Origin of the sequence: Bacillus sp. L_1B0_5, assembly GCF_000836715.1 — a bacterium.
Classification (GTDB): domain Bacteria; phylum Bacillota; class Bacilli; order Bacillales; family Bacillaceae_G; genus Bacillus_A; species Bacillus_A thuringiensis_S.
On record NZ_JXIS01000001.1, the window covers coordinates 141,820 to 154,582 of the forward strand.

Genomic DNA, 12,763 nt, shown 5'->3' on the forward strand with positions numbered 1-12,763 from the left:
TGAAAAGTTGGAGGAAATACATCATGGAATTGTTTCAATTACCGAAAGCATTCCTGCAAATGAATACAATTTTTATCTCCATATTGATCGAAGCACTTCCGTTTGTGCTAATTGGTGTATTTATTTCAGGATTCATTCAAATGTTCGTGACAGAAGATATGGTGGCTAAATGGATGCCGAAGAACCGATTTCTGTCTGTTTTATTAGCTACTTTTTTAGGCATGTTGTTTCCAGGTTGTGAATGTGGAATTGTTCCGATTGTAAGACGATTAATCGGAAAAGGGGTTCCGCCATATGCGGGTATTGCATTTATGTTAACTGGGCCAATCATTAATCCAGTTGTTTTATTTGCAACATACGTTGCCTTTGGGAGTAGTATGCACATGGTATGGTATCGTTCTATTGTAGCGATTATCGTAGCAATTATCGTTGGAATTATATTATCCTTTATGTTTAAAGAACATCAATTAAGAGATAATCACTTCCCAGAAGTGAATAATAAGCGTCCGTTACGTAAAAAAATGTGGGATGTATGTACACACGCTGTTGAGGAATTTTTCTCGATGGGAAAATATTTAGTACTAGGTGCGTTAATTGCAGCAGCGGTACAAACGTTTGTACAAACTTCAACACTTCTTGCTATTGGACAAGGTCCGTTTTCTTCATCAGCTGTTATGATGGGACTTGCTTATATATTATCACTTTGTTCAGAGGCAGATGCATTTATCGCTTCTTCGTTCCAAAGTACGTTTTCAACAGCTTCACTTGTCGCGTTCCTCGTTTACGGACCGATGGTGGATATTAAAAATATGTTTATGATGCTTGCGACATTTAAAACGAAATTTGTAATTGTTGTTACAGTTACAGTTACTCTTGTTGTTTATGCAAGCTCACTACTCATTTATGCGATGGGGTGGTAGGTTATGTTTCGAGCATATATATTATTAGGTTTTACAATATTAATTGCGCAGCTTCATATTTCCGGTAACATTACGAAGTATATCAATATGAAGTATGCCTATTTATCAACAACAGCAGCAATTATTTTAGGTTTCTTAACGATTGTACAAATTATCGTCGTTTTCCAAAAAGAGCACCAAAAGGAAAAAGAGAAAAATGATTGTAGTTGTGACCATAGCCATTGTGGGCATGATCATTCAAAAGATGAGAATACATGGTGGAAAAAAGCATTTTCGTACTCATTGTTTTGTTTTCCAATTATCTCAGGGTTATTTTTCCCAATTGCGACGTTAGATTCGGATATTGTTAAAGCGAAAGGATTTCACTTTCCTGTTGCACAAGCAGAAAGTAAGGATCCATTTATGACAAGACAATTCCTAAGACCTGATACGAGCATTTATTACGGGAAAGAAGGATACCGCGGTGTAATGGAAAAAGGGAAGAAAGAGTTTGTTACGAAGGATAATATTAATTTGAAAGACGAAGACTTCCTAAAGGGTATGGAAACAATTTATAATTATCCTGGCGAGTTTACTGGGAAAAAATTATCTTTTAAAGGGTTTGTTTTTAGAGATGATTCTTCTAAAAAAGAACAATACTTCTTATTCCGTTTCGGTATTATACATTGCGTAGCAGATTCTGGTGTGTATGGTATGTTAGTGAAAAAACCAGAAGGTGTAGAGTGGAATAATGATGACTGGATTCAAGTAGAAGGAGAGATAACTACTGAGTTTTATCAGCCGTTTCATGCGAATATTCCTGTATTAGAAGTAACAAAATGGAATAAAGTTGAACAGCCGAAAGAACAATATGTATTTAGAGGAGCCGATTGATAAAATCGGTTCTTTTTTGTGGACTAAAAGTTCTGAATGTTGTTAATATTAAACGTGTAGTTCATTTAGTATAGTGATTATTGAAGTATTAGGGATAAATCATTAAAGGGGTGATAACAATGACAGAAGTAAAGGGGAAAACAGCCAATGAGTCAAGGGTGTTCAAAACGAGCCGAGTCTTCCCAACAGATTTAAATGATCATAACACGCTATTTGGTGGGAAGATATTAGCGGAGATGGATATGGTTGCTTCTATTTCAGCATCCAGACATTCGAGAAAGGAATGTGTCACAGCATCTATGGACTGGGTCGATTTCTTACATCCTGTTCGTTCTTCAGATTGTGTAAGTTATGAATCTTTCGTAATTTGGACGGGAAGAACTTCGATGGAAGTGTTTGTGAAGGTAGTGGCTGAAGATTTAATTTCAGGTGAGAAGCGTATAGCGGCAACGTCATTCGTTACTTTTGTGGCACTTAGTAAGGAAAATAATCCAGTTCCTGTACCGCGTGTTATCCCTGAAACAGAAGAAGAGAAAGAATTACATCGTATTGCTGTGTTACGTGCAGAACAGCGTCATATACCTAAGGCAGAGAGTAAGAAAGTAGCTACATTGTTAACCTTTTGAGATGAATGTTTAGCCATTTAAGTTACAATAGCAGGCGGAAATGGTTTTAAAATGAAAAGCGGACACCTAAAAATAGGTGTCCGCTTTTATAGTTTTTTCATCCACATATCATATGACAGTAGCTACTTAGCAGAAGCAAGCAGCACCGACGATGATTAAGAGGATAAATAATACGACTAATAGCGCAAATCCATTACCATGTGCGAAGCCCATTGTTATTTCCTCCTTTTATTTTAAGATACAACATACAATATGCAAATGAGCTATTGTTTGATATGGACATATATCATGCAATGACATATTTTCTTGAATGATAATGTAATAAAAAAGGGAAGATATAGAAATAACAGTAAGTGGAGAAAGGAATTTATCCATGAAGCACTTTTTCGCTATAATCCTTTGTTTAATAGGTGTATTCATTTGGATGAACATCGATGTGGAAATGGGGAAGGAAATGGCTAGTGAATATGAATTAGGACAAGTTCGATTAGGTGAATTTCAACTATATACGAACGGTGAAGAGTTATATAGAAAATTATTTGAGGATATAAACGAAGCAGAAAAGTATATATATATCCATTTTTATATTGTAGGAAAAGATGAAATAAGCCAAGAGTTTTTACAGTTATTAGAGAAAAAAGCATCTAGTGGAGTAGAAGTGAAATTGTCAGTCGATCGGATAGGTGGATATAAGCTGAAGAAAAAGGTAATTAGTCGATTAAAGGAAAACGGTGTGAAGTTTACATTTAGTAAAAAACCGAAACTGAAAAATGTTTTCTATTCTTTGCATCAACGAAATCATAGACGTATTGTTACAATAGATGGAAAGGTATCATACGTCGGTGGTTTTAATATCGGGAAGGAGTACCTTGGACAAGATCCGAAGTTTGGGCCATGGCGTGATTATCACGTGCGCATCCATGGTGAGGGTGCAGCGGATATGGAAAGAAAGTTCGCCGAAGATTGGAAAGAAGATACAGGAGAAAAAATGCCTATACATGAAAGTATACCGACATTAGGGAATGTAAAATATCAATATTTATTTTCAAATGGAAAAGGCTTATGGGAAAAGTATGGGGCACTTTTAAAAAAGGCTAAAAAGTCTTTAATTATTGCTACACCATATTTTGTACCAAGTAAAGAAATGGTGAAAGAGTTAAAAGCTGCATTAAATCGTGGTGTTAATGTGAAAATTCTCGTGCCATTTAAAAGTGATGCCATATTGTTAAAACAAGCTGCCTATCCATATTTGAAAGATATGTTACATGCTGGAGCGGAGATTTATCAATATCGAAATGGATTTTTTCATGGGAAAGTAACAATCATTGATGGAGAAATTGTTGATATTGGGACAGCGAATTTTGATAATAGAAGTTTTTATTTAAATTGTGAGTCTAACTGTATCATATATGATAAAACAGTTGTTGATGAAGTATGGAGTCGATTAAAGGTAGACTTTCATAAATCAAAACGATTTTCTGAAGAAGATTTTGAGAAAATTAGTAGATGGGATTGGTTTTTAGCAAGAATAGCGAATGTTTTAGCATCATATTTATAACATATAGACCCTAGAGAAGGGAGTCACTTTCATGGATTGTATGAAAGAATTAATGAGATATAGTTATATGCTAATATACAAGGTTGGAGAGTATGCTGGAAAGGTCAGAGACGAAGAATTAAAAAATCTATTACAGCACCATTTACCATATATGTTACAAGCATATAATGAACAAGTAAATTTTCAAGAAGGAGAGAATGTGCAGCATATAACCTGTGAAACAACGGAGTTTGGTTTGCGTGAAATGGAAAAGGAAACAGTTAGTAAATATACAGGGGATATTCATATTGCAACATGTTATATTGCGCACTTAAAACGATTAGCTCTAAAGTTTGCTCAAGTTGCAGTGGAAGTTGCTAATCCGGAGTTCCGCTCATTTTTGGAAAATTGTTTCCTGAAAATGAACCGTTACGCTTATAGTGTGTGGCAATATGTTATGAAGAAGGAATATAAGATTACACATCTATATGAAAATGAAAATGAAAAGTTTGCATGAGAAACTAAGGCGGAATGGTATGCGCCTTAGTTTTTTTATGTCCATTTAGAGAAAAAAACTAGTTTTATTGTGTATCGATTGGAAATGAAATATATAAATTTAAATTAGGTTTTGTTATCAGAAAATTTACAAAAATTTACCGTATATTTACTGTTTTTCAATCTCTCCTTTAAAAATAGAGAGTAATATGAGGTTGTACATATTCTATCACAGGGAGGAAACGCAAATGAACAAATGGGTTAAATCATTAACTGCTATGGCACTTGCAAGTTCTTTATTAATGGTAGGTTGTAGTAAAGGTGAGGACAAGAAGAAAGAAGACGACACAACAACACAACAAGAGGACAAAAAGGATAAAGAAACAAGCGGAACCGAGAAGTCTACTGATTCTAAAGAGAAGAAATAAAGTAATAATAAAGCTTCCTCTCATATATGAGGAAGCTTTTTTGTTGTAAATTGATTGATAATATTGAAAAATAGAAAGAGAATGAAAGAGGGGGAAAACAAATGAAAGTATGTATATTGGGAGCAACAGGACGAGTAGGTTCAAACATAATTAATTTAGCATTAAAGGATTCAGCTGAAGTGACTGCATTAGCGCGTGATTTAAATAGAATAGAAATACAACATGAAAGGTTACGAGTGATAGAAGGTAATGTACTGAACGAAAATGATATAAAAAAAGCGATAGAAGGAAGCGATATAGTAATTAGTGCACTTGGAACGGATCGAAATGGAACATTAGCGAAGAGTATGCCACAAATTATTAACCAAATGGAAGAAGAAGGGATTCATAAGATCATAACAATAGGAACAGCTGGTATTTTACAAGCAAGAACGGATCTAAATTTATATCGTTTTCAATCAACGGAATCAAAAAGGAAAACGACAACAGCAGCAGAAGATCATTTGGCTGCATATAAGGTACTAAGTAATAGTAATAATTTATGTTGGACAGTTGTTTGTCCGACACATTTAATAGACGGTGAGGCGACAGAGGTATATCGAACTGAAAAAGATATATTGCCAGAAGGTGGATCAAAAATTACAGTGGGTGATACAGCACACTTTGCATGGGATCTATGTAAGAAAAACATATATGAAAATAGTCGAGTAGGTATTGCATATTAAAAAACCATCCCGAAGTCGGGATGGTTAAAAGATGATATAACACAAGAAGATGACAATCATAATGATTTGGAGAATTGCTTTCGCTACTGTACTGCTTAAAAAACCAACTACAGTAGCGACTCCAACTAGAAAGGCATCTTTTGGCGCTTTTTTATGCACTAGTTCTGTTATAAATACTGACAAGAACGGTATGATAATAAGTCCGAATGGTGGGAAGAAGAACGATCCGACAATGATAGAAATCATTCCGACACGTTCGCCCCATTTAGAACTACCGTATTTTTTTAAGAAATATCCATTTGCAATAAAATCAGCAACGAAAATGAAAAGAGTGAAAATGCCTTGAATAATCCAAAAAGAAGTTGTTAATTCTCCTCCATTTATACCGAAATGGTAAATTAAATATCCAGCCCAGACAGCTAGTATGCCAGGGATAATGGGATAAATAAAGGCGAGAAATGAAACAACGAAACAGGCAATGATACAAATTGTTAATAAAACAGTCACTTTATAGCTCCTTTTTAATATCTAGTTTATGTACAGCAACTTTTTTGACTTGATGTCCATCAAGTTCTAATACTTTAAATTGAAAACCAGCATATTCAATGGAATAACCAGCTTCAATATTTAAGTCAACTGCTTGAGAGAGAAGCCATCCTCCAATTGTATCTAAATCACTATCATCAATATGTAGGCCAAACATATCATTTACTTCAGAAATGAGCACCTTTCCATCTAAAACAGTAAGCTTAGGTGTACGCTTTTCAATCATAGGTGATTCATCCGCATCGAATTCATCTTGAATTTCTCCAATGATTTCTTCAAGAATATCTTCCATCGTTAAAAGTCCGGCAGTGCCACCATATTCATCCATAACGATTGCCATCTGAACGCGATTTTTTTGAAGATGGACTAACGTTTTACGAATTGGAACTGTTTCAAATACTGTTAAAACAGGATGTATATAAGATTCAAGTGGTTTATAAATACCTTTCGTTTGATCATGGAATACTTCTTTCGTATTGATCATCCCGATGATATCATCTTTATCTTTTTCAATGATTGGATAGCGTGTATATTTTTCAGTTGCGACGATATCCATATTTTCTTCTAACGTATTTTCAGTAGATAAGCAAATCATTTCGGTACGAGGAACCATAATTTCTTTCGCAACTCGATCATCAAATTCAAAAATGTTATTTACATATTTATATTCGGTTTGGTTTATTTCACCGCTTTTAAAACTTTCACCTAAAATGAGTCGCAATTCCTCTTCAGAATGAGCAAGTTCATTTTCTTTGGCAGGTTCTAATCCGAGTAGTTTTGTGAAAAATATAGCTGCACTATTGAGTAACCAAATAAATGGATACATAATTTTATCAAATAAAATAAGTGGTTTTGCAAATTTGAGTGTGATTGCTTCTGCTTTTTGAATTGCGAAAGACTTTGGAACTAACTCACCTAATACAACGTGGAAAAATGTAATAACACTAAAAGCAATAACAAAAGATAAAGTGTTAGCCATTGTTCCAGTAATATTAATTTTTTCAAAGAGCGGTCGTAGTATATGTTCCACAGTCGGTTCACCAAGCCAACCAAGCCCTAAAGAAGTGATCGTAATCCCGAGCTGACAAGCTGATAAATAAACATCTAAATTAGATAGGACGCTTCTTGCAGCTAAAGCTTGTTTATTACCTTCATTTGCAAGTTGGTCAATTCGACTTTTTCGTACTTTTACAACAGCGAATTCTGATGCAACGAAAAAGCCAGAAATAAGAATAAGTACAAAGATGAGAAAAATATTTAATATGTCCAAGTGTGTTCTCCATTCCAAGGTTTGGAATAAAGATGTCACCTCCTGCAATTATGTTATACTTTTATAATAAATCTAAATGAAAAGAATAGTCAAAGGAAAAGGGCAAATATTGGTATGTTTCTGTAATAGTTTTTGAATTTGCTGTTATTTTGTCCGCTATACAAAAGGAATAACCCCCTACTTTTAGATTATAGAGGGTTATTTCAATTAAGGTTTTGGAACGCTTCTCGTTAAAGTGTATGACTGTTGTTTGGAGTAGTTTGTGGTCCATAGTGTTTGAAGGAAAGAAAGTATGCTATATGGGATATAGAGTAGTAATAAGCCGATTGTAACAATTATGGGTGAATTTCCGCCAAATTGAACGATAAATTGTAACAGTCCACTTGCATGAAAAACGCATTCCATAAAAACGAATGAAAGAATGATGGAACCTAAAATTGATTTATGGTTCGAAGTAAGCGCCAAAAACAATGTATCCACAAGAAAAGAATCATGTTTTATTTCATATTCATTTGTGTTTTTCAAGAAAGGAATCCATTTTTTTACTGCTTGCATAACGATAATCATGGAAGTACTACATACGATGATAAAAGATGAGTAGTAAGGAAGGTTTATAAATTGTGCGACGTATAGAAGTAGTAATAAGACTGAACATTGTAATACTACAGTGCAAAAAGAGTAAGGTATCCAATTCAATACAGTAGTCAACTTTTTAAACGAGTTAGGTACTTTGAAAAATAATTGGCCGATACCCAAACTTATGAAAAATCCGATCGCAAGGGTAAAAGTAAAACGAACAATCGATATAAAATATATTTCCCATATGTAAGGGAATAATGGTGTTGAATGATTAGAAGTATGTATCATTTGATTTGCTGAGAAAAAGATAGATTCATGCATCCAATCAACCTTTGGAATTGATATAGAAGAAAGCTGTGCGAAGTTTTGAAAAATGCTAATAAATCCATTTTGATAAGAGTAATTGTGTGTAATAAAAAGAGCTGGAATAGGACTTATGGCAAAAATAACAATAACACCAATTATAAATTTACATATATGTGAGCGTAATAAGGACATATAAACCACCTACTCTTGTAATATTCAGAAAATTCTTATTCTTATTTTAGCCGTTTTTGGAGCAAGTTACAATATATTTTTCTTCATGTATTGGCATATGGATAATTTAAAATTGTATTTAGAAATCTATTTTATGTGTGGAATATAAAGCAGAAACTGGTATGTAACAGTACAAATACAAAAAGCGTGAACAGTTTTGTATTTTCAAGCTTTTTGTATGGAATGAAGAGAATGTAGGGAAATGTCGAAAGGATTAAATAGATTTTTAAAATTGGAAAGTGATACCATAAAATTAAACGATGTTTAAATCGTTGTTTAACTGATAAATTCTAGAGGGGGAGATAAATTGGGGGGGAATGAAAACGTATCAACGAAAGAAAAGATTTTAAATACAACATTGGAATTAATTAAAAAAGAAGGTTTTGAAAAGATAACGATAAGAAAAATTGCAGCATTGTCAGATGTAAATATAGCGCTAGTAAATTACCATTTTGGTTCAAAAGAAAAGTTAATTAGTGAGGCGATTAGAGTTTTATTAATTAGCTTTCAAGGCACTTTTTCTATTTTAGATAATATTACAGTGCCAGCAAAAGAAAGATTAAAAATATTTTTATTGGATTATGTACTAGTAATTCGGCAATATCCGGAGTTAGTTAGGAAGATTATTGCAATGGGAACTACGGTATTTATATCTCAATACGAATATGGGGATTTTTTGAAGAGGCTAGGGTTCAGTAAAGTGAAGAATATTTTGAGCGAGATAACAAATGAAACGGATCAGGAAATTTTAATGATGATGACGGTGCAAATATTTGGATCCGTTTTTCTTCCTACATTAATGATGCCAATTCTCGAATCAGGGGCAGATATAAAAGTACCATCTGTAGAAAAACAGATTGATTTCCTATTTGAACGCTATTTTTATAAAAATTGAGATAGTGGGTGATAGAGGTGGCTAGTTTCTTTAGAAAGCATTGGTGTGATATAGGGTTAGTTGTTGCTATTGTTGTCGTTGTTTGTTTAGTCGCGAATTTGGGAGAAATGAGTGAAATAAAAGTACTGTTAGGGTTAAGTTTTGTGGCCATTTTAGTGCATCAATTTGAAGAGTATCGTTGGCCAGGTTATTTTGCTGGTCTGTTTAATGTAGTTATATTTAAAAGTGATATACCAGATCGCTATCCATTAAATACGCAATCTGCTATGGTAATAAATATTTTGATTGCGTATGTTTTTTATTTACTCCCGGTTTTCTTTCAAAATATAATATGGCTTGGGTTGGCACCTATTTTAATGGGATTTTTTCAATTCATATGGCATGGTATTTTTGCGAATATAAAAGCTAAAACAATATATAATCCGGGATTAGGTGCGGTTGTATTACTACATGTTCCAATTGGTTATGTATATATGAGATATATTCTTTTACACAATCTGGCTACAAATTTGGATTGGTTATTTGGGGGGATCTACTTTCTAATAGCTACCTATTTTTTAATTATAAAAGGAAATATGTTAATGAAAAGTAAGGAGACAAATCATTACTTTTCTAAAAAACAATTAGGTCCGTACAATGATACATTGAAGTGATTCAGAATTCAAAAGGAGGGTTTTGGATGCTGAAGAAAGTGCAAGTGAAGGATTCATGAATAAATTATGACAAGAAAATGAATAATTTTCAGAAAAATAAAATAAATCATTTATTTTTTTCTGAAAATATAATATAGTTATGGCACAGAAAGTATTTTAACATAAGGAGGCTTTTTATGAGGATTAAAGGGAATTACGTGCCGAAAAGGGAAGTTTTACTGTGCTCAAGTTCGATTACGATAGGGGAAGCGTTAGAGCATTTAAATAAAACGGGGTATCGTTGTGTACCAGTTTTAGATGAAAAAAAAGAGAAATTTTTAGGAAATATATATAAAGTAGATATTTTAGAATATAAAGGATCACTTGACGAGAGTGTAATGCAATTATTAAACGATAAAGAAGGGTTTGTGAGAGAAGATTCTTCTTTCTTTAAAGTATTTTTTACAATAAAAAAACTGCCTTATTTATCAGTAGTTGACGAAAAAGGGGTTTTCCTTGGAATTTTAACGCATAAAAAAGTTTTTGAGTTATTAGAGGATGCATGGGGCGTTCACTCTAGTAAATACTCTGTCATGATTGGAACGCAAGACTATAATGGAGCAATCCAAAAGTTATCGACAGTTTTAAAGAAATACACTGGTATTCAAAGTTTGATGACTTTTGATAATGATGCCTTATTAGTTCGTAGAATTATGTTTACATTAGGAGAAGAGTTTAACGACGGTGAATTAGAGACATTATTGAAAGATTTAGAAGATCACGGATTTAGAGTTGTATATGTGGAAGAGATGAAAAATCCACGTGAAGTTGAAACGATAGAGTAACATAACAAAAGCCATCTAATTATCTTAGATGGCTTTTGTTATGTTACGTGTATAAAGTTATTTTAAAATAACGACAGGGTAATAGGTGAGATTATAACAATATTTGTGTAAGAGAATAAAAAATGTAGATAATTTCGATTTTCAAAAAAATCAATTTGAAAATATGTTTTTATTTTGCAACTAAATATGTTACTATATGTGTGATAAAAACAAAGAGGTCTGACAACTATACTCCACGTAATAACACTCTAATGATTTAAAAATTCAAAAAACTCAAAATTCAAAAATAACAATTGTATTAATGATTAGAGTAAAAATAAGGGGAATGGAGAAATTATGGAGAAAGACACTGCTTTGTAAGGGGCATATTTTATCATCTTGAGCAGAGAGGAGGATGCATAGCATATTGTAAAATATAGAGATAAACAATGAAAAAGTGCTATGCAAATGAAGAGCATGAAGGGACGTTTAAGGCCAGGTGATACGGTAGCAATTGGTTTAATGCTATTTGCATTATTTTTAGGAGCAGGAAATTTAATTTTCCCGCCAGTTTTAGGTCAACAAGCAGGAGAGAATGTTTGGATTGCTACAATAGGATTCCTTGTAACGGGAGTCGGATTACCCCTACTAGCTGTAACAGCTGTCGCGTTTGTAGAGGGGGACTTGAAAGCGCTATCTTCTAGAGTCCACCCTATATTTGCGTTTATTTTCCCATTGATTAGTTATTTAGCAATTGGACCATTTTTCGCGATTCCGCGTACTGGAGCTGTTTCGTTTGAAATGGGTATGAAGCCGTTTTTATCAGACGCAATGGTTTCAGAGTGGTACATGCTATTTCTTTTCACGATAGTTTTCTTCGGAATAACGTGGTATTTATCATTAAATCCATCTAAATTAGTGGATTGGTTTGGGAAGTTTCTTACTCCATTATTAGTATTAATTGTTGCTGTTATTGTCGGAAAGGCAATTATTGATCCAATTGGAGAGCCGGCTGCGCCGTTAGCTGCTTACCAAGAGAATGCTTTCTTTGGTGGATTTATTCAAGGGTATTTAACGATGGATGCAATTAGTGCTCTCGTATTTGGAATTGTCGTTGTACAAGTTATTCGCTCTAAAGGGATAAAAGAGAGTAGCCAAATTGCAAAAATAACAGTAGTATCAGGTATTATTGCTGTACTTGGTTTAACGTTAATCTATTTATCACTTGCTTATCTTGGTTCAACAAGTACATCACTTGGTGTCTCAGAAAACGGTGGTCTTATTTTAACGAATGTTGTAAATGAGCTATATGGGACGAGTGGTAAAATTTTATTAGGGCTTGTTATTATACTCGCTTGTTTAACCACTTCTGTTGGGTTAACATCTGCGTGTGCGGGTTTCTTTACAAACTTATTCCCAAAACTTTCGCATAAAACGATTGTAACAATGGTATGTGTATTTAGTTTAATTGTATCTAACCTAGGTTTAACACAATTAATCGCAGTAACATTACCTGTGTTAATGATCATTTATCCAGTTGCAATTGTATTAATTGTACTTTCGTATTTCCATAAGTGGATTGGGAAGCGTAATACAATTTATATTGGAGCTATTTTAGGTGCATTGTTAATTAGTTTCTTTAACGGTTTAGAAAGTGCGAAAATTAAAATTGACGCGATTTCTAATGTACTACAAATGTTACCGTTATATAACGAAGGAATTGGATGGTTAATTCCATCATGTATTGGTGGGATTCTCGGTTTCTTCTTCTATAAATCAAATGAATCAAGTGAATTACAAAAGAAAGGTGCTTAGGCGCCTTTCTTTTTTTGAAGGGGATTTTTGTATTTTGTCTAAGTAATAATTGGGAGGAATG

General features: G+C 33.4%; 15 protein-coding genes. 11 read left to right on the forward strand and 4 right to left on the reverse strand.

Annotated elements, in window-relative coordinates; genetic code table 11:
- Window positions 1–23 precede the first annotated feature (23 nt).
- From RT27_RS00710 to RT27_RS00720, 3 genes are all read left to right on the forward strand, one after another.
- Window positions 24–920 (forward strand): permease, encoded by an 897-nt coding sequence (locus RT27_RS00710; RefSeq protein ID WP_016081955.1) that lies wholly within the window; start codon window positions 24–26, stop codon window positions 918–920.
- Window positions 921–923: 3 nt separating this feature from the next.
- Window positions 924–1,793, forward strand: a complete 870-nt coding sequence (locus tag RT27_RS00715) for a TIGR03943 family protein (protein WP_000488059.1) — start codon at window positions 924–926, stop codon at window positions 1,791–1,793.
- 119 nt (window positions 1,794–1,912) lie between these two features.
- Window positions 1,913–2,419, forward strand: a complete 507-nt coding sequence (locus RT27_RS00720; protein WP_043935054.1) for an acyl-CoA thioesterase — start codon at window positions 1,913–1,915, stop codon at window positions 2,417–2,419.
- A 126-nt stretch (window positions 2,420–2,545) separates the two neighbouring features.
- On the opposite strand, the gene RT27_RS32605 is transcribed toward RT27_RS00720, so the two are convergent.
- Window positions 2,546–2,632, reverse strand: coding sequence for a YjcZ family sporulation protein (locus RT27_RS32605; protein WP_000505094.1), 87 nt, complete (start codon window positions 2,630–2,632; stop codon window positions 2,546–2,548).
- A gap of 160 nt (window positions 2,633–2,792) precedes the next feature.
- Between RT27_RS32605 and cls the strand changes: the two genes are divergently transcribed.
- The 4 genes from cls (at window position 2,793) to RT27_RS00740 (ending at window position 5,604) form a co-directional block, all read left to right on the forward strand.
- Window positions 2,793–3,977: a cardiolipin synthase gene (gene cls, locus RT27_RS00725; protein ID WP_043935055.1), complete on the forward strand. Its 1,185-nt coding sequence runs from the start codon at window positions 2,793–2,795 to the stop codon at window positions 3,975–3,977.
- Between the two features lie 31 nt (window positions 3,978–4,008).
- Window positions 4,009–4,473 (forward strand): spore coat protein, encoded by a 465-nt coding sequence (locus RT27_RS00730; RefSeq protein WP_043935056.1) that lies wholly within the window; start codon window positions 4,009–4,011, stop codon window positions 4,471–4,473.
- Between the two features lie 226 nt (window positions 4,474–4,699).
- Entirely contained in the window at window positions 4,700–4,879 is a 180-nt protein-coding gene (locus RT27_RS00735) for a hypothetical protein (RefSeq protein WP_001045960.1), read from the forward strand.
- Between the two features lie 101 nt (window positions 4,880–4,980).
- On the forward strand, window positions 4,981–5,604 hold the full coding sequence (locus RT27_RS00740; RefSeq protein ID WP_043935057.1) for an SDR family oxidoreductase: 624 nt from the start codon (window positions 4,981–4,983) through the stop codon (window positions 5,602–5,604).
- Window positions 5,605–5,628: 24 nt separating this feature from the next.
- On the opposite strand, the gene RT27_RS00745 is transcribed toward RT27_RS00740, so the two are convergent.
- The 3 genes from RT27_RS00745 to RT27_RS00755 form a co-directional block, all read right to left on the reverse strand.
- Window positions 5,629–6,111: a DUF456 domain-containing protein gene (locus RT27_RS00745; protein ID WP_016081951.1), complete on the reverse strand. Its 483-nt coding sequence runs from the start codon at window positions 6,109–6,111 to the stop codon at window positions 5,629–5,631.
- 1 nt (window position 6,112) lies between these two features.
- Window positions 6,113–7,420 (reverse strand): hemolysin family protein, encoded by a 1,308-nt coding sequence (locus tag RT27_RS00750; protein ID WP_016081950.1) that lies wholly within the window; start codon window positions 7,418–7,420, stop codon window positions 6,113–6,115.
- A gap of 207 nt (window positions 7,421–7,627) precedes the next feature.
- Window positions 7,628–8,497: a hypothetical protein gene (locus RT27_RS00755; protein ID WP_043935058.1), complete on the reverse strand. Its 870-nt coding sequence runs from the start codon at window positions 8,495–8,497 to the stop codon at window positions 7,628–7,630.
- Window positions 8,498–8,843: 346 nt separating this feature from the next.
- Between RT27_RS00755 and RT27_RS00760 the strand changes: the two genes are divergently transcribed.
- The 4 genes from RT27_RS00760 (at window position 8,844) to brnQ (ending at window position 12,702) form a co-directional block, all read left to right on the forward strand.
- A complete protein-coding gene (locus RT27_RS00760) occupies window positions 8,844–9,431 on the forward strand; it encodes a TetR/AcrR family transcriptional regulator (RefSeq protein WP_043935059.1) in 588 nt (195 codons plus the stop codon).
- Window positions 9,432–9,439: 8 nt separating this feature from the next.
- Window positions 9,440–10,084, forward strand: a complete 645-nt coding sequence (locus RT27_RS00765) for an HXXEE domain-containing protein (RefSeq protein ID WP_016081948.1) — start codon at window positions 9,440–9,442, stop codon at window positions 10,082–10,084.
- A 176-nt stretch (window positions 10,085–10,260) separates the two neighbouring features.
- Window positions 10,261–10,908 (forward strand): cyclic di-AMP binding protein CbpA, encoded by a 648-nt coding sequence (gene cbpA / locus RT27_RS00770; protein WP_001220528.1) that lies wholly within the window; start codon window positions 10,261–10,263, stop codon window positions 10,906–10,908.
- A 441-nt stretch (window positions 10,909–11,349) separates the two neighbouring features.
- Window positions 11,350–12,702, forward strand: coding sequence for a branched-chain amino acid transport system II carrier protein (brnQ, locus tag RT27_RS00775; protein WP_172452177.1), 1,353 nt, complete (start codon window positions 11,350–11,352; stop codon window positions 12,700–12,702).
- Window positions 12,703–12,763: the final 61 nt, after the last annotated feature.

What these genes read in the sequence shown, in the direction of transcription:
- RT27_RS00730 (WP_043935056.1), top strand. Translation starts at nt 4,009, where the DNA reads ATGGATTGTATGAAAGAATTAATGAGATATAGTTATATGCTAATATAC.
- RT27_RS00740 (WP_043935057.1), top strand. Translation starts at nt 4,981, where the DNA reads ATGAAAGTATGTATATTGGGAGCAACAGGACGAGTAGGTTCAAACATA.
- RT27_RS00755 (WP_043935058.1), bottom strand. Translation starts at nt 8,497, where the DNA reads ATGTCCTTATTACGCTCACATATATGTAAATTTATAATTGGTGTTATT.
- brnQ (WP_172452177.1), top strand. Translation starts at nt 11,350, where the DNA reads ATGCAAATGAAGAGCATGAAGGGACGTTTAAGGCCAGGTGATACGGTA.
- RT27_RS00715 (WP_000488059.1), top strand. Translation starts at nt 924, where the DNA reads ATGTTTCGAGCATATATATTATTAGGTTTTACAATATTAATTGCGCAG.
- RT27_RS32605 (WP_000505094.1), bottom strand. Translation starts at nt 2,632, where the DNA reads ATGGGCTTCGCACATGGTAATGGATTTGCGCTATTAGTCGTATTATTT.
- cls (WP_043935055.1), top strand. Translation starts at nt 2,793, where the DNA reads ATGAAGCACTTTTTCGCTATAATCCTTTGTTTAATAGGTGTATTCATT.
- RT27_RS00720 (WP_043935054.1), top strand. Translation starts at nt 1,913, where the DNA reads ATGACAGAAGTAAAGGGGAAAACAGCCAATGAGTCAAGGGTGTTCAAA.
- cbpA (WP_001220528.1), top strand. Translation starts at nt 10,261, where the DNA reads ATGAGGATTAAAGGGAATTACGTGCCGAAAAGGGAAGTTTTACTGTGC.
- RT27_RS00735 (WP_001045960.1), top strand. Translation starts at nt 4,700, where the DNA reads ATGAACAAATGGGTTAAATCATTAACTGCTATGGCACTTGCAAGTTCT.
- RT27_RS00710 (WP_016081955.1), top strand. Translation starts at nt 24, where the DNA reads ATGGAATTGTTTCAATTACCGAAAGCATTCCTGCAAATGAATACAATT.